Genomic DNA, 19,973 nt, shown 5'->3' with positions numbered 1-19,973 from the left:
CTGCGGGGTCTCCCTTTTCCCTCTATTTCCCACAGGAGTTAAAAGCCTTCCGTAAACATGTAGTCTAGAAGCAACAAAGTTTTTGAAAAGAGCTTTCGTAATACAGCCTTTAAATAAAACGTGCTGTAATCATGCCTTCAATCTTGCTGATGTTTTCCTCCAAAAGAGGAACGATATTGTTCGTTACATTCGTATCAATGTCTATCATTGTATAAGCATATTCTCCGCGGCTTCTGTTTACCATATCTGCGATGTTTAACTCATAGCTTGAGATGGCAGAAGTAAGCTTTCCAACCATGCCGGGAACATTTTGATGGAAAGCTGCCACACGCTGCTTACCTGTATATGGAAGGTAAGCATTTGGAAAATTGACAGAGTTTTTAATGTTTCCTGTCTGCAGGAATTCTCTTATCTGACGCCCAGCCATAATCGCACAATTTTCCTCTGATTCTTTTGTTGAGGCACCTATATGCGGTGTAGACACAGTATTTTTCATTTTCAATACATTTTCATTTGGAAAGTCTGTCATATATTGACCTACTATGCCGCTTTCAAGTGCAGCTTCCATATCCGATTCATTCACAAGTTCCCCCCTTGAGAAATTCAGGATATGAACACCTGGCTTCATCATGCTGAATGTTGCTTGGTTAAACATTCCTCTTGTATCATCCGTTAGCGGTGTATGTACTGTAATATAATCAGCACTTGCAAACAGCTCCTCAATCGTTAGAGCACGCTGAACATTACGCGATAAATTCCATGCGGTATCAACCGAGATAAATGGGTCAAATCCAATCACATCCATGTCTAAAGCAATCGCATCATTCGCTACAAGTGCACCAATTGCACCTAATCCAATGACACCAAGAGTCTTACCCTTGATTTCTTTACCTGCAAATTGCTTTTTTCCTGCTTCCACAAGCTGTGGAACTTGTTCCCCTTTGCCTTCTAAGGTTTTTGTCCATGAAACACCGGCAAACAGGTTTCGGGAAGAAGCCATTAATGAGGCTAAAACCATTTCTTTTACCGCATTAGCATTAGCACCAGGAGTATTAAAAACCACTATTCCACGCTCTGTACATTTATCGACAGGAATATTATTGACACCTGCCCCGGCACGGGCGATTGCTTTTAAATGATTCCCGAATTCCATTGAATGCATATTATAGCTGCGAACCATTATGGCATCAGGATTTTCACAGTCATTATCAACCTTAAAAGTATCCTTATGAAATACATTTAACCCCCCTTCTGCTATGTGATTTAATGTTTTAATTTTTTTCACTTTGTCTAATGTTATTGTGCTCATGTTTATCTCCTTTTTTTCTTATATTTTTTTAAAAAAATACGAAAAGAGGCAAGGGATAAATCCCTTACCTCTGCCCAGGCGAACGGCTGCGACACCATGTGCTCCCCCGCGGTTGTCCGCGTTTCGCCAGTTACACATAGTCTTTTGATTTCTTCCATTCTATCAATTTCTTAAGCGGCCTTCAAGCCAAATATGAAATTATTTATAATTTTCTAAAAAACCAGATTTGCTTATGTTATGGTTCTCCATTCCTTTACCATTTAACATCTTGATGCTGCAAGGTTTAAAGCTCAGGTCTACCTATTAATATGCCCCTTCAGAATACGTCAGCTCATAGCTGTGTGTATAAATCTCAAAAATGTTTCCGAATGGATCTTCCACATAGACCATTTTAAATGGCTTTTCATCTGGATAATACTCTCTGATCGGCATCCGCTGTTTGCCGCCATGTTCTTTGATTTTTTCAACCATGCCTTCAATATCAGGATCCTGGATACAGAAATGAAAGATTCCTGTTTTCCAGTACTCAAAGTTATTCTCGGGTTTCTCGTTATGAGAAAACTCAAACAGTTCAATGCCGATTTTGTCACCAGTCGAAAGATGGGCAATCCGGAATGTGTCCCACTCGTCTCCAAACACATCGCGGCACATTTGGCCAATGGCAGAATCATCGTTTTCTACTTTTGACGGCTCCATTAAGACATACCAGCCAAACACATCTGTATAAAATTTAACTGCCTTGTCCAGGTCCGGAACGGAAAGGCCTATATGAGAAAATGATCTAGGATACGTTAACATTGATAAAACTCCTCCTCGGCTGTAGTATTTAATCACCAGCACATATATTGTAACGAATGATTTTCTATGATGTAAGTATGCACTTTTGTGTCAGATACTATCATAGAGGTAAGAAAGGAATGAAGGTTTCGGTGACAACACCTGTAAATAAAGAAGGTAAACTTAAGTGCTCGATCGAATATACATTAAGCAAAATCGGCGGCAAATGGAAAACCGTTATTCTGTGGCATTTAGGAAAAGATGGCACGCTGCGTTACAATGAGCTCCGCCGATTACTGACCGGTGTCTCTCACAAAGTGATGAGCAGGCAATTAAAAGAACTTGAAGATGATGGATTTATCGAGCGGAAGCAATATAACACGATGCCTCCAAAAGTGGAATATTCGATGAGCAAAAAAGGAAAAACACTCATGCCGGTTCTTGAGCAAATGCATTTGTGGGGAGCAGCAAATTGGGACGAATCTGAAAAATCCGGGGAGGAATGATGATGGCCTGGCTGATCGGTTTATTGGTTGGAGCATTAGGTTTAGCATTTGCAGTTGATGTTAGAAGGAAGAATACGTTCAACAGAAAAACTGTGAGTCACCGTCCAGGAGAAGACAAGAATGTGACCATGGGAGATAACCATTATTCGAGCGGCGGGGAATAAAATTGGAAACCTCATGAATTAATTTCAAAACCACTCCAATTAATTTGGAAACCCCGTGAATTATTTCATAATGCCAATAAACAAATGGAGACCATTTGTTTCCCGGCATTGAAATCATCGGTTCATCTCCTGTCTTTCCAAATTCCGTCGGACTCTGTCCAAGTAATCAGCTGCTTCACGATCAGTAGATATGACTAATAGTTTGTTTTTGTAGTTTCCGTATGATTGAAGGAAATTAGGTTTTCCCACTTCTTCAAAGTACCGGTTCCATTTAAACATGTTTAAAAATATTTTTACCGTTGGTTCATAGTTTGAATTTTCCACTCGAATTTTTTGCAGGAAAAACCGTTTGATAATCCGGTATGTTCTCACAGAATAACGAGGATCTAGTAAGATGATCCAATCTGCTTGATGAAAACTGGCAGAGACCCATTTTTCGCTGTGAACCCCTTCAAGTATCCAATTGCCAGAGGAGATTATAGAATGTAAATAATGATCTCTTTCTGCATCTGTTCTTTTGATATCTCCTGCATGATCCCTCATCCAGACAACGTTATCTAATTGATAATAAGGAATATTTAATATAGTGGATAACTCTCTGGCAAGCGTAGTTTTACCGCTGCCGACGGAGCCTATTAACCGTATTTTAATTGGTTTAGAGTTCAACTTTTTTGTCACCTCGCGTCTAATCTATTTCGCTTTTTGTAAGGAGGTTTCCTTCTATTCATCAGATAACGGTCTACAGCAAGATCTGTTTTTATCAATTAATCGGAGGAATCTTAAAGAAAATCAAGAATTGCCCAATCAGTAGTTTTCTCGAATATGACATATATCCGAGCACCTTTTAATACCTTTTATTATCGTAAATTATAATTGAACCGAAATCAGGGGGAGGAAAAGATGGCAATAAGACCTCCGTTGCTGCAAAGAGGGGATACGATTGGGCTAGTGACGCCTGGCAGCCCCCTTAATACACAACTTATTAATGAAAGAGTTCAATATTTGGAAGATTTAGGATATAATGTTGTTTTCGGCAAACACGTATATTCTTATGAGGGCATCACGGCTGCACCTGCCGAGCAAAGAGCAGCAGATGTCATGGATATGTTCAAAGATCCGAGTGTCAACATGATCCTATCCACACGAGGTGGAACAGGTGTTCAGACCATTCTTCCTTTTCTGGATTTTGATGTCATAAAACAAAACCCAAAAATTATCTCCGGATATAGTGACATAACCGTATTATTAAATAGTTTGTATCTATCAAGTGATTTAATTACGTTCCATAGCCTAATGCTGATTGATTTTAGAATAGAGACACCCGTATATAATTTCAATCAATTCTTTGAGGCAGTTTCCACACTGAATTCTCCAAGAATGATAGAGAACCCGCCAGATCTTCTCCTGAAGAGTTTAGTTCCGGGAAATGTAACGGGTCCAATCGTTGGTGGAAATATGACTTCTTTAGTCAATACCCTTGGTACTCCCTTTGAAATTAATACTCAAGGTAAAATCCTTTTTTTAGAAGACACCCATGCACCTACTACAATGATTTTCCGCTACCTTACTCAATTAATGATGTCAGGTAAATTTCAGGATTGTCTTGGCATTGTTATGGGAGAATGTACAAATTGCCCTGTATCTTATGATACTGATTATGAAGATTTAATTAATTCCCTGTTAGTCCCAATTGGAAAACCGCTGATCACCAACCTGGCTACAGGACATGGGTTTTATAAAGCTGCTATTCCAATAGGTGCAAATGTAAATCTTAACTCCACAGATAATACACTGACTGTGATTGAACCAAGTGTTTCTTAGTAATAGATGCATTACTCTTAAAAACTGGGGGGTGCCAGATAAATGAGAACAACCTACAGAAGATGGTCAGAATATCCTTATCAGGGAGAGCAAACCCCACCTAAAGGTTATCCGGCACCAGCATCATATCCCATGTTTTTTATTATTAGACAAAACAGCAGCGAATTCCTGGATCCCTTTCAGCAGCGTATTACCTGGCAGATTAAAAATCCTATCGGGGTTGATTGGGGAAAAGAACTTTTATTTGTTGAACAAACATTATCTTCCCTGACATCAGAGCAAATACGCATCGCAAATTACTGGGGAACGGTCGAAGCAACTCAGAATATGACTCCTATGATTTTCAATTCAGCCAAAAAATACGGACTCGGATCACCGCAAATTGCCAGAGCACTCGCTTTTTTTCATGCTGCTGTTAATGATGCCTTTGTAATGTCGTGGTATTTTAAATATGCATGGGATGTGGCACGTCCAAATCAATATGGCAGACACCTGCCTGCTGTACTCACTACCCCGCGTTTTCCAGCCTATCCATCTGCTCACGCCGCTGTTGCAGGCTGTGCAGAATCGGTCTTACACTATTTCTTTCCGGGAGAAGCATCAGGAATAACTCGCATAATGGAAGAATGCGCATTATCACGTTTGTATGCCGGTGTACATTTTAAAGCTGATAATGATGAAGGACTTAGATTAGGCAGGCAAATCGGGGATATCGCTGTTAAGGTCATGAAAGCACAGAATCTCGGTGATGTCAGGTAGAAACCTGCTTGAAAGACTCTATATTTTTTATATCTTGAAATTTAAGGCATTGAACTTGTAATGAGTTCAATCAAAATAGTTAAACCAAGTAAAAAAGTTATAAAACAAGCAGAAACTAAAATGAGTCTGTTTCTTTTCTTTCGGTAAACAAATCCCCCTATAAGTAACGCAAGAATCCAAACAGCTATTCCGCCTTCAGAAAATAAGAAACTGGAATTCGCCATCCATAAAACAGTAATGATTAGATAAATAAAGACAATACAAACGGAAATAAGATTCACACAAACCTCCATCATTTCGAATTTTATTACTCGTTATACAGCCATGGAATCGGCGGAGGTGTCCCTGCTTCGGGTAAAAGATAGACAAAAATGAAATAGAAACAGATAAGCACGCCAAACGCAGCAACAAATACAGATACTGCTGGCATATTTCTTTTTGACAATCCATATATGCCGCAAATCAAACTAACAGCGCCAAGAAAAAGTTCAAACAGGGCCACGGGATATACCGAGCACACTTCCATCACTGCAATTCTCAGTGGATTGAAGATTGTGATTAAAAGGATGAATACACTTTGTAAGGCCAATCCCCAAATTGTCATTTTCCCCTTTAAATCAATTTTTCTATTAATAGCGTTCACCTTCCCTAAGACAACCGATCAGCCTATAAAACAATGCAATCTTTTCCTTTATCATAATTAATATTTTATTGTTTTTCAATAAATATTTATTGATAAATACAAAAAGAACGCTTTACTTGAATCATAAGCGTTCAACCTCAAGCAGTGATTATGAACAAAACTCCAGTTTAACTGGAGTTTTTGTTCTGCTTATCTAGTGATTACATTGAAAACTCTTCACCCGCACCCGCTTCAATCGCTTTTTTATACACTTGAACTGCTACCATTGTATCCAGGTAGCCAATGCCGACGGATTTATAAAATGTAATCTCTTCCTCGTTCGTCCGTGCAGCTTTATCTGAACAAATGATTTCTCCTATTTCTCCATAAATCGATGAAGGATTCCAGGATCCATCTCCCATTGGTACAAGAAAATCACCTGTTTCATGAAGGGCTCCTTCAATGGTGTCGACAACGATTTTGCTGCTTTTATTGAGTGTTTGAACATCTACTTCCTGCATGTGCGGCTGATACGAGCCAATCGCATTAATGTGAGTACCCGGTTTTATGTGACTGCCATCAAACAGCGGGGTTTCAGATTTACTGCTGCAGATGATGATGTCCGCTTTTTCTGCAGCTTTGTTTGCATCACTTTGGAACTTGATGTTTCCATTCCAATCAGGATACAGCGCACGAAGTTGTTCAGCTAATTGTTCTGCTTTTTTAATTGTGCGATTATACAGGATGATTTCGTCCAAATTTCTAACAGCCATCATCGCCTGTATTTGTCCCAGTGATTGCGCACCGCACCCCAGAACTGCACAGATTTTGGAGTTTTCACGTGCTAAATACTTTGTGGCCACACCGCTTGATGCTCCTGTCCTGAGTACAGTCAAATAGCTCGCATCCATCATCGCTGCATGTTCTCCATTTTTCGCATCTGTTAATAAGATGATGCTTTGCAGCACTTTTTTTCCTTCTTCGGCATTATTCGGGAAAATACTGACGATCTTAACGGCGGTGTAATCTTCTGCCTCAATATAAGATGGCATATATAGCGTTTCTGCCGACATTTTTTTATGCGGGAGAGACATTCTGATTGGAGCAATTGTTTTACCTTCCCTGCCATAACGAAATGCTTTTTCTACATCATCTATGCAATCTCCCATGGAGTAAAGCTCTTTGATCTTCTGTTCATTTAATAACAGCAATTTTTCCACTCCCTGGTCTGGTAGTTTTCTTACATGGCTTTGCTTTGCGGCCTGCCGTCTTTATCAATCGGTCTAGTTTCCTTAGTAAACGAAACCGCAATCAATGAGATGATGGCCGCACCAATGATATAAAGGGCAACCGGGACAAATGAATTATTATAAGCACTCAGCAATGCAGTGGCAATAAGAGGAGCAGTCCCGCCGGCAATAGCAGCACCTAGCTGATAACCAACTGTTACACCTGTATATCTGACGCTGGTTGAAAAAATTTCTGAAAACATTGTTCCTAATACCGCCGTGATTGGTGCCCAAATAATTCCAAGGCCAATCACAGTTGCGACAGTTAACCAAAGGACAGAATCTAAAGAGAGTAAGTAGAAGTACGGGAATGCGAAAAGGATCATGGCAATTGTTCCGCCTATATAGAGCGGCTTGCGGCCAACCTTATCTGATAATTTCCCCATAAAAGGAATCATGATTGTTGTCACTAAAGTTGCGATTGTTACTGCATTCAATGTAGAGCTTCTTTCAAAACCGAGCGTGCCTGTAGCATATGAAATAATAAATGTTCCAAATATGTAAAATGGAGCTGTTTCAACCACTTTGGCCCCTACTGCTACAAGAACTTCTTTCCAATGATATTTAAATGTGTCAATAAGAGGCACATTAGAAATCTCCCCTGATTCCTTTGCTTCCTTGAATGCCGGAGTTTCATCGATTCCGTTGCGGATCCATAATCCGATGAAGACGAGCAGAGCACTTAGAATAAACGGCACTCTCCAGCCCCAGGCTTCAAATTGTGCATTAGGCAACAGGGTCATGAGTGAAATTGATAAGGTTCCAAGCAGCAGTCCGATTGTTACACCCATTTGCGGGATACTGCCGAAAAATCCGCGTTTTTTAGGCGGAGCATATTCTGTTGCCAGTAATAATGCACCTCCCCACTCTCCGCCTATTCCAAGACCCTGGACTAATCGCAAAGCAATTAAGAGAATCGGAGCCCATATACCGATCATTTCATATGTAGGCAGCAGTCCAATCAGTACAGTAGCGCCTCCCATCAGCGATAGCGTCATGACAAGCGTTTTTTTCCGTCCAATTTTATCGCCGATATGGCTGAAAATGATTCCGCCTAACGGGCGAATGAAGAATGGCAGAGCGAAAGAGGTATAGGCAAGCATTAATCCAACCACAGGATCCTCTGAAGGGAAATACAGTTTACTGAAAATAAGTGCGGCAATTGTTCCATATAAAAAATAATCATACCATTCAATCGAACTTCCTATTAAACTGGCAATCAATGCTTTTGCTGCTATCTTGTTATCCCCTTTATTTTGAGCCATTTTGACACCTCTCCAATTTAAATTAGGTCCCCTTTAAAACAAATCTTTTACTCTTGATTCGACAATATCAATCATTTGGTTTAATGCTGCTCTGGCAAGTTCCGGCTGCTTATTTTTCACATAATAAAAGATATCTTCATGAAATTGATAAGTATCTGCAAAAATGGAATCTGAGTTCTGATTTTTTTTCCAAAACTCATTAAACGATTCATAAACCGTGTCTATCATCTTGTATAAGACAGGATTATGCGATGCTTCATAAAGAGTCTGGTGAAAATCAAAATCTGCCTGAACAGATTCTTCGTTTAAGGTTTTGACATTTTTAAAGATTCTCAGATTTGTCTCCATCCTGATCAGCTGTTCCTCTGTTGCTCTCCTTGCGGCAAGTTCAATTGCCTGTCCTTCAAGCCCCCTCCTTACTTCACATAACTGAAGCAGAAAAGTCAGCTCACTTTCAATAAAAATACGCGTTTGCAGCTGATGGGCATTCGCATCCTTAACAAGGATCCCTTTCCCATTCACAATTTCAACGAATTGATGAGCCTCAAGCTGCCTAAGTGCTTCTCTTATACTTGTCCGGCTAACGCCAAATGTCTCTGCAAGTTCGGCCATTGAGGGCAGTTTATCTCCCTTTTGTAATTTGCTGCTTTGAATCAATCGTTTAATCTCTTCTGCTGCTAATTCATGAACCAATTGTTTCTTAACTAGAGGCATCTTCCTCCTCCCTCTCACATGCTGTATACCTATCATATAGGTATTATACATTTTATTTCAAATTCTCAAAATAGTAAATGTATTTTTAAACTGTTTTTTGAACATAAAATTCATTTTGCATACTGATATGGGAACATAAAACTAAAAAAAGCCGCCTTTCCGGCAGCAGTTAATAATGTATTTAGCGCTTAAACATGATAACTCACCAGCTGCTGTTTTTTAATTTCGAGGTAAAAACCTCATCCTGCCATTTCTGATACCCATAAAGAACAATTGAAAATAAGACAAATAAGAAAAAACGTTCCCAGGGAGTTATATTAACCAGCTTATAGATTCCAAATACTTCTTGAAATATATAATGGATCGGAAAAACAGAAAACATAAAATCTATGACAATGTTAACAGTAAGATACACCAAAAATTTTCCGTATGTAAAATAAAAAACCCATAAAGTGATTACTGGAAAAGCTCCAAATACACCAGAAACAAATAAAGGTTCAAGCCAATGTATTAGTGGATCATTAAGTATCCAATGGTTTTGATTATTTGCTATTACGTTATAGATGATCATTAAATATGAGGCAAAAATGGCTGCGGGCATAAATCTTTTTATCTTTTCCTTCTTTATTAAAAATAAAGTCAGCCACGGAGCAATTAGTACAGTCCATAATATAAAATTGTTTATCAAAGTTTCACCCCCTGATACTCCAGCCTATTCTTGGTATTATTTTCTCGATTCCTTCAATTATTATTCTTCGCTATAACGATATTTCCATTTTTGAAGAATAAGAAAAACGTCCCCTCCTATTGAAGGAACGCAAACATACTTGTCACAATATCGTCTTCTCTATTTAAGATCTTCATACACATCGCTTTTTGGTCATCAACGTTTTAAGCTTGCGGTCTGCCCTCTTTTAACCCGGCAATCAAGAAACCTGCATTCTGCTGAACCTATGTACTCCATATCTAGTTCCCGCCATTCCTTTTTAGGAGTTCCAGTAAATTCTCAGGTACTAAACGCAGGTTACCATCTTCAAACTCACTTAAAGACTTCCAATAAAGCTTAAAAACTGTCCCATTGTCTTCTATGCCTTCAAACGATTCCAGTTCATAGAAAGACGGATCCGTAAATTCTGCATGACAGACCTGCACGATTTCATGTCCCTGTTCTCCGTTATATATAAAAATATTCTCAATGGTTCCAAGATAAGAAACATTAGAAATAGCTGCATGAATTTCTTCTTCAACTTCCCTTGAAAGAGCAGCAGCACTGCTTTCTCCAAATTCTATTCCCCCGCCGATTGGACGATAGTAATTCTCCCCTTTGCTTTCATCAAACCCTTCTGCCACTAAAATCCGGTTATCCTTTTGAAAAGGGCAAATAACTAATGGGCGGATGATTCCCTTTCTCATGCTGTCTCCTCCACATCCAAATTAAATTTTATACGTACTGATCACGACTCTTACTACCAGGGGCAATTCCCTAAGAACTGCCTTGCTTTTCGCTAATAGTGTACTGTCAATGATACACCAAAACACCGATTATTTGTGAATATTATCCAAATCTATTTTCTCTTATCCATTAAATTTCAGCTAATGATGCCATTCACTTTTTTTCCATCAAGAGAGCCTGTAGAATAGAGATGAAAGGACGTGAGAGCATGGCAGTCATTTTGCCTCATATTGAAGATGCCAACTTAACGAATTATATTCCTCCAGCAGGGGAATACGAATTATTTGACGATGACGGCCATTATGAAGAAAAAGTGAAAGAATGGGGCCTCAGAGTAAAAAAAGAGTACTGGTATAAGGACAGAACCCACCAGAGACTTGTCACTATAAAAGGCTACCAAACATTTGGAGACTCTAATTACACAATCATCATTGAGTTCCAGGATGGCAATCTTTCTTGTATTCATCCTGCATACCTAAAAGAAATGCAGTCCTCAAACTTCGGAAAAGAATTGAAGCCTGAGCCTGAAGCTGAAAAGTCTGCGCCAAAACCTGAAGCACCTGCTAAACTGGCGGAACCTGCACCAGAAATAAAAGCTCCTTCTAAACCTGCAAAAGAGAAAAAAGAAAAAACGGCCAAACTTGCACTGCCAGATGACAAAGTTCATTTTACAGGGAAAGTGAAGCAGTTTGCCCTGAGCTGGAATCATTTTAATGAAGAAAACGATGAAGTGGTTGTTCTCGAAGATGTGCGAATTGATGGCGATGAGCCGCTTGAAGTTGGCCTTGCCTGGTGTTCACACAGCAAAACCTTGAAAAAGTTTGAACTGGCTCCAGGAGATGACCTTGATTTTAACGGCAAAATCGTGAAGAAAAGCCTCCCCAAAGGAAAAGATGTCGAAGACGAGGCACTCCTATTAGAGATTTCTGTGCCTTATAAAATCAACAACCCTTCAAAAATTGTGAAAAAGTAGAAGCACACCATTTTCCGGTGTGCTTTTTACCCTGTTCATTGGTTTACTGCTTATTCTTCATTCAGCCGTTTTTCCTCTTTTATACACTGTGTGTTTGATAATTTTTTACTGAGCTCAGCTTAAATAATAATCACGATTTAGAAAATAATAACGTTTAGAATGAGCCGCGAGGGGTATTTATGCTACATCAGAGTTTCCGCAAATACATAGTGCGCACTTACTACTTTTAAGAGGTGAAACAGAGCAATGAAAAAGAAAAAGAAGATGAACAGAGGAATCATTACAGCTATAAGTGCAATTGCAATTGCGCAGGGTCTTAAAATCTTTACATATAAGAGGCTGTCTGGAAAATGGGATATCAAACAGGCAGTGACAACAGGAGGAATGCCAAGCTCGCATTCAGCAGGCGTTGCAGCCCTATCCTCGTATGTAGCAGCGAAAAATGGAACATCTTCCATTGAAACAGCGATTGCCGTAATCTTCGGCATCATCGTGATGTATGATGCACAGGGAATCAGACGCCACACCGGTGAAATTGCCAAACTGATCAACGATATTGACGGCGAAATGGCGGTTATTTCAGAGCACCTCCCAGGTCTCGGTCATATAAAACGGGCAGAAGAATTAAAAGAAGTTCTTGGACATCAGCCTTTAGAAGTAGTCGGCGGAGCCGTATTAGGGGTGTTACTTGGACTGGCAAGCGCTAAGCTTGAAGATGCTTAATCGAAAAGGAACACACCAATTGGAAATATAAATTGGTGTGTTTTTTGAATTAGATAGAAAGCACTAAGTTTATTCACCTGCATATGCGATGTTGTAATCCCTCATCTTCTGAGTAAACAAATGCCAGTTAGCTGTGAAGTGATCATTTTTTACAAACATCATCTGCCTTCCATCTTTAAATCTGATTACAATAGTGGATGGCTTCCCTTCTGAATTCATCTCTTCAGCTTTCTTCCTCACTTTTTATCACACCGCAAGCCTGCCTGTCTCCTGCATCACCCGTTTTCATCGTTTCTTCATCAGGTCCCGCTTTCCCTTCTGATTGATAACGGTCGGGAATATTTGCAGCATTATCCGGATCTGCATGAACAATAATCGCTTTTTCCTGTTCTAATAACTGCTCCATGGTTACCCGGTCAAATGCGGCTGAAAATTCAGCTTTTCCATCCTCATTTACAAATAAGGAAGGCATATCCCCTGCATGTTCTGAGTGGCTGCTTTTTCCAGGGTTATAGTGACCTTTCGCTGTTGTAAATGGACCTCCTTCTGCATCAGGTTCACATACACCCTTTTCATGAATGTGAAAACCGTGATAACCAGGTTCAAGCCCTTTCATTTTCGCTTCTATCATCATGTGATTGTCATGCTCTGTAAACGTTACCGTTCCTACATTTTTATTTTCCGTATCCACCATTTCAGCCATTGCGCCAGATTTCAATTCTTCATTAGCTGTTTCAGCAGCGTCTTGCATATTTGTTTTTTCTGTATCTTCGGCAGTCCCGCCTGAACATCCGATTGTCATTCCTATCACAAAAAGCGGCAGCATCCATTTCCACAATGTGTTTGACATCTGCTCATCCCTCCTTACTTTCTTTGTTCCACTTATTAGGAATGATAAACTTGGTTAAGGAGAAGATGAGAGAATAGTCTGAAAATCATCTGATTTTATCGTTCTTCTTCCGTCTATTGATATAGATCTCTTTACCCGAGCTCCCGCTTAGCAATTTTTTCTAAAATCATGCTCTTAAACTGGTCTATTGCCATAGCTTCTGAACTCTTCCCGCTATGCACTCTTACATTCACTTCATTTTTTTCGATCTCCTGATCACCTATCACAAGAGTATAGGGAACCCTGCTTTTTTGTGCCATTCGGATTTTATTATTCAGTTTCTCGCTGCTTCTGTCTATGTTTACACGAATTCCGCAGTTCTCAAGCTGCTTTTTTAACTTTTCAGCATAATGAAGATGAACTCCTGCCACAGGGACAATCACTGCTTGTATGGGTGCAAGCCATAAGGGAAAGCTTCCGGCAAAATGCTCGATCAAAATTCCGAGAAACCTGTCAAGCGACCCAGAAATGGCCCTGTGAATAACAACAGGTCTTTGCTTGTCATTCTTTTCATCCATGTAGCTTAAATTGAATTTTTCTGGCATTTGAAAATCTAGCTGAACTGTTGCACACTGATGGCTTCTTTTCATGGCATCCTTTATGTGAAAATCTATTTTCGGTCCGTAAAACGCTCCGTCGCCTTCATTTACTTGATAAGGAACATGAAGATCTACAAGCACTTGTTTCAGTGATTGTTCCGCCTTTTCCCAAAGACGGTCTGACCCCATTGAGTTCTGTGGCCTTGTAGATAGTTCAACAGAATAATCAAACCCGAAAGTACGATAAACTTTGTCGATCTGAAAAAGAACGTTTTTCATCTCATCTTCAATCTGATCTGGTCTGACAAACAAGTGCGCATCGTCCTGGCAGAAAGTGCGGACTCTTAAAAGCCCATTTAGAGCACCGCTGTATTCATGCCGGTGAACCTGGCCAAATTCTGCGAGTCTGATTGGAAGGTCCCTGTACGAATACAGCTGGTTTTTATATATCATCATGTGTCCCGGGCAATTCATTGGCTTTTATGCAAACTTCGCTTCATCCACATCAGAAAAATACATATTTTCATGATAGTGATCCCAGTGCCCTGACTGCCTCCACAAGTTTTCATTCATCATCAATGGAGTTTGCACCTCACGATAGCCGGCTTCCACTTGAATCTCGCGGAGAAAATTCTGCAGCTCATTTCTCATCAGCTGTCCGTTTGGCAAAAAAAACGGCATGCCAGGCGCTTCCTCTGAAAACATGAACAGCTTCATTTCTTTTCCAATCTTGCGGTGATCCCGCTTTTTCAGCTCTTCCATCTCTTTAACATGCAGAGCTAATTCTTTTTTACTTGCAAAGGCAATCCCTGAAATCCTCTGCAGGACCTGATTATTCTTATCACCCTTCCAGTAGGAGCCTGAAACAGCAGATAACTTAAAGGCTTTAATGAATTCTGCAGAAGGCAGCTGCGGTCCGCTGTATAAATCAATAAATTCTCCTTGCTTATATATGGAAATCTGGTTATTTTCCCTTTGTTCATGAAGAAGCTCAAGTTTCAGTTCTTCTCCTTTTTCAGATAAAAGTGCAGCTGCATTTTCATATGACAGATTCAGACGTTCGATCTCCAGCTTTTCGGCCAGTATGTTCTCCATTTCCTGCTCAATCCTTGGGAGTTCCTCAGCCCGAATGCTTTCTGGCAGTTGAAATTCATAGGAGAACCCGCTTTTCTGATAAGAGCCATTTCCCAAAATCGCCCCTTTATACAATCTCTTAACCGCATGTGCAAGAACTTGTGCGCAAGTGTGATTCATGAAATCCTGCCGTTCATCCGATTCCATTGTAATAAGCTGCACTTCTTCGATCACATCCACGATATCATTCAAACTTACGACCTTGCCGTTTACCTTTCCTCCTATCACATTTTTACTTTCTAGATTGCTGCTGGCCAAAAATTTGTTTTTCATCTTAAAACACTCCTCATTATAAGAAAATATAAAAAACGCGCTCATCCCTAAAATAGGGACGAGCGCGTTTACCCGTGGTTCCACCCAGCTTTCCATCCTTTTTAAAAAAAAGAAATGGCTCCAGCGCTTTAACGCAGCGTCTGCGGCACGGCATTTCCTCCGTGCAGTTCCAAGGCGGTAAGTTCATTTTCCTGCATCAGGAAGTTCTCAGCAATCCTTCCCTCTCTGTAAACCGGCTAAATGACCCGTGTCCTTATCTGTACTTTTTTATGGAATTAAAAAAACGCGCTCATCCCTAAAATAGGGACGAGCGCGTTTACCCGTGGTTCCACCCAGCTTTCCATCCTTTTAAAAAAGAAATGGCTCCAGCGCTTTAACGCAGCGTCTGCGGCACGGCATTTCCTCCGTGCAGTATCAAGGCGGTAAGTTCATTTTCTGCGTTAGGAAGATCCCAGCAGTCCTTCCCTCTCTGAAAACCGTTTAAAATGACTCATGTCCTTTTCATCACTTTTCAAATAATTATTTCTGAGTTTACAATACATTCCAGCTAATTTCAACTGTTCCTTTTAATTTATTCATAAAAATCTATTTTGTTCCATTTACTAGCATTAAATGGAGGCAATTGGAAAAAAGATAGAATTCATATATTCTGGAAAGTATTTTATCAATTCCGGCTAGTAAAAGAGGCATTCTGGCAAGTAGTTTACCCGGATTGGCAAGTAAATCAAATTTCATTTTATGATCATTCCTAGCGATTCGTATTTTTTTGCACAAAAAAACACCAATCTCAAGATTGATGCTCTAAGAAGCAAAATAAGTTTCGTTATTTTTATAGATTAAGTATCTCTGCAAGCCCCTTGTCTGTTCATAGGCACTTTCTGTATGCAGTTTAGCAGCAGCTCTGTTTCCTTGCTTTTCTGAAACTTCAGCAAGCACGCTTTCTTTCATCCAGCCTTTTGGGAGCTGTTCGGCAAGTCTTTTCGCCACGTCATATTGTCTGGACTCTGCTGCGATTAAAGCTTCATAATAAGTACGGTAAACTGGAGGTTTGATCGAAACGACATGTTTTCTAGCTTCTGAAACATCTTTTCGATAAAGCGCAAAAGTTGTATTCATTAAGGCCTGCCGGTGAGAGTTTTTGTATTTGGCATTAAATTTCGCCAATGCTTCTTCCGCTTCACCTTCCAGGTTATTGGCAATGGCATAATAAAACTGATACAGCGGGTTTTTCTGATGCTTCAGGATGAATTTTTCAGATTTATGAACATCCTTTGAAAAAAGAATCGGACTGATTTGGATATACATATACCAGCTCATTGAAAGGATCAGCAGCAATGCAATCAAATAAAACGGAGCTTGTATAAATCCGAGCAGAAAGCATAACAGAAAAACAAATGAGTAAAAAAGAACGTGCTGTTTCAAAAAATGGTGCCTCCTCTTTATGTACGCTATCCTTATGATACTTACAAAAGAGACATGAATCAACGTGAAAATTCAGAGCCTATTCCAAAAACCTTGCCAGTTCCCGGTTGAATTTTTCAAGTTCATCATAAAACAGGCCGTGTCCGCTGTATTTAAAGGGAATGATTTCTGAGTCTTTTATTCCCTCATTCATAAGCTTCGCAAAAATAAACGGACATACCTGGTCTTTCATTCCGTGGAAAATAGCAGTTGGCACAGAAATTTTTCCTAAATCCGTCCGGAGATCTTCATCCCGAAGAGATAAAGCAGTCAGGGCTGTACCATGGCCCGACCCTTCCAGGCCAAGATCCTGGAACCAATTTTTAAAGCTTTCAGTAATATATTTTGAGAAGAAAATCTGCCCAAAGCCAGATAGCATTTCCGGACGGTCCTTATAGGTTTGATCTATTAATTTATTCACCTCTGATTTGGACATGCCGTACGGATAATCAGGGCGCTTAGTGAACGAAGGCGCCGCAGCTGCAAAAAGCGCAAGTTTCGCTGCTTGGTGTCCTGCATGACGGGCCATGTAACGGATTGCAATTGCTCCACCCATAGAAAATCCCGCAAGTGTGAATTCTTTTAGCTGAAGAGAATCGATCACGATCCGAACATCATCCGCGAGTCTATCATAGGAATAGCCTGTCCACGGCCTGTCTGATTTGCCGAAGCCTCGAATGTCCATGGCGATGCACCTGAATCCAAGGCGGGGCAGCTGGTTGAACTGATACTCAAACATTTTATGATTAACTGGCCAGCCATGAATGAAAAAGATGACACGGCCATCTTTTGGGCCAATGTCCTCCACAAATAAATTTACATCGTCTTCTGCTTTTAAATAATACCCCACGTTTCACTCCCCCTAAAAACTTCCCTGCTTGAAAGCCTGCTTTCTAAGAGTAAAAGCCCTTTTGCTTCTTTTTATTCAGGGCTATATGGCTTGGATAATTTTGCTCTGTCATTGAAATCCAATCTGACACTTCCTTAAGCATGGCCTGCACTTCATCACGGGATAAACCTTCATCCGCTGCCCTGTACCAAATATCTTCCATAATCGAGCTTAAATTCCGGGGATAAGAAACATGATCATGGCGGAGAACATAGCTTAAGATTGGTTCAGCATCCCGCCCTCCCTGCTCGTTTTGAGACATGTGCTTAATAAGCCATCCTTCTTCGTTGCGAAGCAAAGTATACCTGTCAAGATGCCCCCATTTCCGTGTAAAAACATCCAGATAAAAGGTTTCGCCAAGTGTTTGATCCACAGGCTCATCATTTGCATGTGTATCATCCAAATAGTTCAAGAGCTCTTCTACTGGCCGAATATGGTGATAGAATTCCGGATGTTCAGGCTTCAATCCACGAAGCCTGACTGTTTCGCGCTGCAGCTTCGGTTTTGGATCGAGAGTCATATGCAATTTATGGGCTGCTGTCCCCATTTCCGCATATACTTTTTCAATGTTCTCGTATGATTGTTTTTGCCGTTCTTCTCTTGCTAAATTAAGAAAATGCACAATGACATCCAGTTTCTCTTCAATTTGCTTTCTTATTTTTTTCTGCTCTGCACTCAGTTCAACTTTCATCACACTACCTCCAATCAAATCGAAATCCTTACCAGACATCCCTGCTGAATTTCAAATCTATTTTTTCACTTTGATGCAAATAAGGTTCATACTTGGAATCTCCGATTTTTACTGATAGGAAAACGATTTTATTTTCCAGGCTGTACAATTTTATATCTGCCGGCTGAAGCGTATAGGTAAAAGAAGCGCCATTTTCATCTGACAGCCCTATTTTCACCACATCCAGCTGTATATCATGCTCTGCAGGATTCTTTAAGCGCAGTCTGATTTGGAGGCAAAAACTTTCTTTAGGATCAATCCGGATTCCTTCTAAATGGCAGGTAATCAGCTTTCTGTCTCTTTTTTCGTCATCTGCAAGCTGATTGACATTTCGAACAGCCTGCTCGCATATTTTCACCAAAAATGTCCCTGGAGGTTTCTCAAGCTTAAAAACCTCTCGCGCATTCTCTAAAAACTCATACAGACGGTCAAGGTCATTCAGCTTAAACGAAATCTGATTCGGATTGATGGCTCCCTTCATTTCCTTATAATCAAAAGAGGGTGTTAAGATAGATGTGTATTTTTTATTCAAAATCCAGCAGGCGCCCATTTCGTTCAGGCATGCTGGGCTTTTATAATAATGTTCAGACAGCACATAAATGACCCATGAATTGCCGCTTAGTTTTTTGTGAAGATATTCGTATATGTCCTCATCATTTGGTATGTGATAGCCAGGGTATGAACTGCAGACGATATTGGGCACTTTCATCATCGTCAGCAAATTAACCAATTCCCGCACATATGCTTCATCACGGTGGGCATGACTGATAAATATAGTATCGATCAAGAGCAGGGTCTCCTCCCCTCCTAAAAAATCCTTTGTGCAGTCTCCCGAAATTATATTCAAGCCAGCAGATAGATATGAGGGATAATAGGAGATTTTACATGAAAATAGCGTTCTTCTATGAGAAGAACGCTAAGGGACAGGTTTAATTGATCTGATCGATTTCTACAAAAACCGACTGATGGTTTGTTTTATAGACATCAGCCTGCAGCTTATTTTTCAAGGAAATCTTTTAAAAATCCTTCATATTGACCTTCTGCTGTCAGAAAGTCTGCACCAAGCCATGTCCCGATTCCGGCAGCTGCAGACCAGATGACTAAACTGACAAGCATCCACCCGGTAACAACCGTCCGTTTTGAGCCAAAGCTCATGCTTAAAAACGCAGCTAAATGAGAGCCTACCAAAAGCGGTCCTATAATCGTCAGTCCAGGAAGACCGGCACGGCGCCAGATTTTTTTTGCCCGTTTTGACCGCTTTGAATCTTCTGCTTCGAGTGACGCAGCTTCCTCATTCATCACAGTCATTCCTTGCTTTTTCATTTTTCTCTTTTGAAGGAAGTTTTTCACTTTGTCAACGAGCAGAATAAGCAAGATGACAGTAAACGCATTTCCAAGGAAGGCAACGACAGAAACTGCGAGAGGCGAAAGGCCTGCAAGGATACCGATCGGAATCACTCCATAAACTTCGAACAGCGGAATGGCTGCCATAATAAACACAGCTGTATAAGCAATTAATAATTCCATTGATTTCTCCTTTAATCTTTTTTTAAAAGTCATCCCTCTTAATACGATTCAACATGGAAAAAGTTTCAACTATAAAATAGAATGAAAATTTCGACTAAATATGAAACTATTCTCTTCTCCCTTCCGTCACATGCATGTAAACCAAAAGAAAGGGAG

General features: G+C 40.1%; 24 protein-coding genes and 1 riboswitch. Of the genes, 6 read left to right on the top strand and 18 right to left on the bottom strand.

Going from position 1 to position 19,973, the window contains the following annotated elements:
• Window positions 1–109 precede the first annotated feature (109 nt).
• Together ABEQ24_RS15945 and ABEQ24_RS15940 are read right to left on the bottom strand one after the other, a co-directional pair.
• Window positions 110–1,309, bottom strand: coding sequence for a phosphoglycerate dehydrogenase (locus ABEQ24_RS15945; protein WP_430007703.1), 1,200 nt, complete (start codon window positions 1,307–1,309; stop codon window positions 110–112).
• Between the two features lie 65 nt (window positions 1,310–1,374).
• Window positions 1,375–1,453, bottom strand: a riboswitch (ZMP/ZTP riboswitch).
• A 159-nt stretch (window positions 1,454–1,612) separates the two neighbouring features.
• Window positions 1,613–2,107, bottom strand: a complete 495-nt coding sequence (locus ABEQ24_RS15940; protein ID WP_430007702.1) for a lactoylglutathione lyase family protein — start codon at window positions 2,105–2,107, stop codon at window positions 1,613–1,615.
• Window positions 2,108–2,226: 119 nt separating this feature from the next.
• Here ABEQ24_RS15940 and ABEQ24_RS15935 point away from each other — a divergent pair, with 119 nt between their 5' ends.
• On the top strand, window positions 2,227–2,592 hold the full coding sequence (locus ABEQ24_RS15935; protein ID WP_430007701.1) for a winged helix-turn-helix transcriptional regulator: 366 nt from the start codon (window positions 2,227–2,229) through the stop codon (window positions 2,590–2,592).
• 2 nt (window positions 2,593–2,594) lie between these two features.
• A complete protein-coding gene (locus ABEQ24_RS15930; RefSeq protein ID WP_430007700.1) occupies window positions 2,595–2,756 on the top strand; it encodes a hypothetical protein in 162 nt (53 codons plus the stop codon).
• Between the two features lie 114 nt (window positions 2,757–2,870).
• Here ABEQ24_RS15930 and ABEQ24_RS15925 read toward each other — a convergent pair whose 3' ends face one another.
• On the bottom strand, window positions 2,871–3,422 hold the full coding sequence (locus ABEQ24_RS15925; RefSeq protein WP_430007699.1) for a DNA topology modulation protein FlaR: 552 nt from the start codon (window positions 3,420–3,422) through the stop codon (window positions 2,871–2,873).
• 234 nt (window positions 3,423–3,656) lie between these two features.
• On the opposite strand from ABEQ24_RS15925, the gene ABEQ24_RS15920 reads away from it, so the two are divergent.
• A complete protein-coding gene (locus ABEQ24_RS15920; protein WP_430007698.1) occupies window positions 3,657–4,577 on the top strand; it encodes a S66 peptidase family protein in 921 nt (306 codons plus the stop codon).
• A 42-nt stretch (window positions 4,578–4,619) separates the two neighbouring features.
• A complete protein-coding gene (locus ABEQ24_RS15915) occupies window positions 4,620–5,336 on the top strand; it encodes a vanadium-dependent haloperoxidase (protein ID WP_430007697.1) in 717 nt (238 codons plus the stop codon).
• A 307-nt stretch (window positions 5,337–5,643) separates the two neighbouring features.
• On the opposite strand, the gene ABEQ24_RS15910 is transcribed toward ABEQ24_RS15915, so the two are convergent.
• The 6 genes from ABEQ24_RS15910 to ABEQ24_RS15885 form a co-directional block, all read right to left on the bottom strand.
• Window positions 5,644–5,979: a hypothetical protein gene (locus ABEQ24_RS15910; protein ID WP_430007696.1), complete on the bottom strand. Its 336-nt coding sequence runs from the start codon at window positions 5,977–5,979 to the stop codon at window positions 5,644–5,646.
• Between the two features lie 200 nt (window positions 5,980–6,179).
• Window positions 6,180–7,169, bottom strand: a complete 990-nt coding sequence (locus tag ABEQ24_RS15905; protein ID WP_430007695.1) for an ornithine cyclodeaminase family protein — start codon at window positions 7,167–7,169, stop codon at window positions 6,180–6,182.
• A 29-nt stretch (window positions 7,170–7,198) separates the two neighbouring features.
• Window positions 7,199–8,512 (bottom strand): MFS transporter, encoded by a 1,314-nt coding sequence (locus ABEQ24_RS15900; protein ID WP_430007694.1) that lies wholly within the window; start codon window positions 8,510–8,512, stop codon window positions 7,199–7,201.
• A gap of 33 nt (window positions 8,513–8,545) precedes the next feature.
• Window positions 8,546–9,226, bottom strand: a complete 681-nt coding sequence (locus tag ABEQ24_RS15895; RefSeq protein ID WP_430007693.1) for a FadR/GntR family transcriptional regulator — start codon at window positions 9,224–9,226, stop codon at window positions 8,546–8,548.
• Window positions 9,227–9,428: 202 nt separating this feature from the next.
• On the bottom strand, window positions 9,429–9,914 hold the full coding sequence (locus tag ABEQ24_RS15890) for a hypothetical protein (protein ID WP_430007692.1): 486 nt from the start codon (window positions 9,912–9,914) through the stop codon (window positions 9,429–9,431).
• 278 nt (window positions 9,915–10,192) lie between these two features.
• The gene (locus ABEQ24_RS15885; RefSeq protein WP_430007691.1) at window positions 10,193–10,639 is read right to left on the bottom strand and encodes an NUDIX hydrolase; all 447 of its coding nucleotides are present in this window, start codon (window positions 10,637–10,639) and stop codon (window positions 10,193–10,195) included.
• A gap of 248 nt (window positions 10,640–10,887) precedes the next feature.
• On the opposite strand from ABEQ24_RS15885, the gene ABEQ24_RS15880 reads away from it, so the two are divergent.
• On the top strand, window positions 10,888–11,652 hold the full coding sequence (locus ABEQ24_RS15880; RefSeq protein WP_430007690.1) for a hypothetical protein: 765 nt from the start codon (window positions 10,888–10,890) through the stop codon (window positions 11,650–11,652).
• 246 nt (window positions 11,653–11,898) lie between these two features.
• Window positions 11,899–12,375, top strand: a complete 477-nt coding sequence (locus ABEQ24_RS15875) for a divergent PAP2 family protein (RefSeq protein ID WP_430007689.1) — start codon at window positions 11,899–11,901, stop codon at window positions 12,373–12,375.
• A 69-nt stretch (window positions 12,376–12,444) separates the two neighbouring features.
• Here the strand turns inward: ABEQ24_RS15875 and ABEQ24_RS15870 are convergent, their stop codons facing one another.
• The 9 genes from ABEQ24_RS15870 to ABEQ24_RS15830 all read right to left on the bottom strand — a co-directional run bounded on the left by ABEQ24_RS15870 (window position 12,445) and on the right by ABEQ24_RS15830 (window position 19,817).
• On the bottom strand, window positions 12,445–12,615 hold the full coding sequence (locus ABEQ24_RS15870) for a hypothetical protein (protein ID WP_430007688.1): 171 nt from the start codon (window positions 12,613–12,615) through the stop codon (window positions 12,445–12,447).
• Window positions 12,599–13,225, bottom strand: coding sequence for a superoxide dismutase family protein (locus tag ABEQ24_RS15865; RefSeq protein WP_430007687.1), 627 nt, complete (start codon window positions 13,223–13,225; stop codon window positions 12,599–12,601). The genes ABEQ24_RS15870 and ABEQ24_RS15865 overlap by 17 nt, the downstream gene beginning before the upstream one ends.
• A gap of 131 nt (window positions 13,226–13,356) precedes the next feature.
• The gene (gene thrS / locus ABEQ24_RS15860) at window positions 13,357–14,277 is read right to left on the bottom strand and encodes a threonine--tRNA ligase (RefSeq protein ID WP_430007686.1); all 921 of its coding nucleotides are present in this window, start codon (window positions 14,275–14,277) and stop codon (window positions 13,357–13,359) included.
• 6 nt (window positions 14,278–14,283) lie between these two features.
• Window positions 14,284–15,210, bottom strand: a complete 927-nt coding sequence (locus tag ABEQ24_RS15855) for a hypothetical protein (RefSeq protein ID WP_430007685.1) — start codon at window positions 15,208–15,210, stop codon at window positions 14,284–14,286.
• An 801-nt stretch (window positions 15,211–16,011) separates the two neighbouring features.
• Window positions 16,012–16,632 (bottom strand): hypothetical protein, encoded by a 621-nt coding sequence (locus tag ABEQ24_RS15850; RefSeq protein ID WP_430007684.1) that lies wholly within the window; start codon window positions 16,630–16,632, stop codon window positions 16,012–16,014.
• Window positions 16,633–16,711: 79 nt separating this feature from the next.
• The gene (locus ABEQ24_RS15845) at window positions 16,712–17,521 is read right to left on the bottom strand and encodes an alpha/beta fold hydrolase (protein ID WP_430007683.1); all 810 of its coding nucleotides are present in this window, start codon (window positions 17,519–17,521) and stop codon (window positions 16,712–16,714) included.
• A gap of 43 nt (window positions 17,522–17,564) precedes the next feature.
• Window positions 17,565–18,251 carry a hypothetical protein gene (locus ABEQ24_RS15840; protein ID WP_430007682.1) on the bottom strand — a complete coding sequence of 229 codons (687 nt, stop codon included), beginning with the start codon at window positions 18,249–18,251 and terminating at the stop codon, window positions 17,565–17,567.
• 28 nt (window positions 18,252–18,279) lie between these two features.
• On the bottom strand, window positions 18,280–19,077 hold the full coding sequence (locus tag ABEQ24_RS15835) for a toll/interleukin-1 receptor domain-containing protein (RefSeq protein ID WP_430007681.1): 798 nt from the start codon (window positions 19,075–19,077) through the stop codon (window positions 18,280–18,282).
• Between the two features lie 209 nt (window positions 19,078–19,286).
• A complete protein-coding gene (locus tag ABEQ24_RS15830; RefSeq protein WP_430007680.1) occupies window positions 19,287–19,817 on the bottom strand; it encodes a small multi-drug export protein in 531 nt (176 codons plus the stop codon).
• Between the last annotated feature and the right edge of the window lie 156 nt (window positions 19,818–19,973).

The organism is Metabacillus idriensis (assembly GCF_050483325.1).
In the GTDB taxonomy this organism is placed as follows: Bacteria; Bacillota; Bacilli; order Bacillales; family Bacillaceae; genus Bacillus_P; species Bacillus_P idriensis_A.
This window is presented reverse-complemented; position numbering and strand designations above follow the sequence as displayed.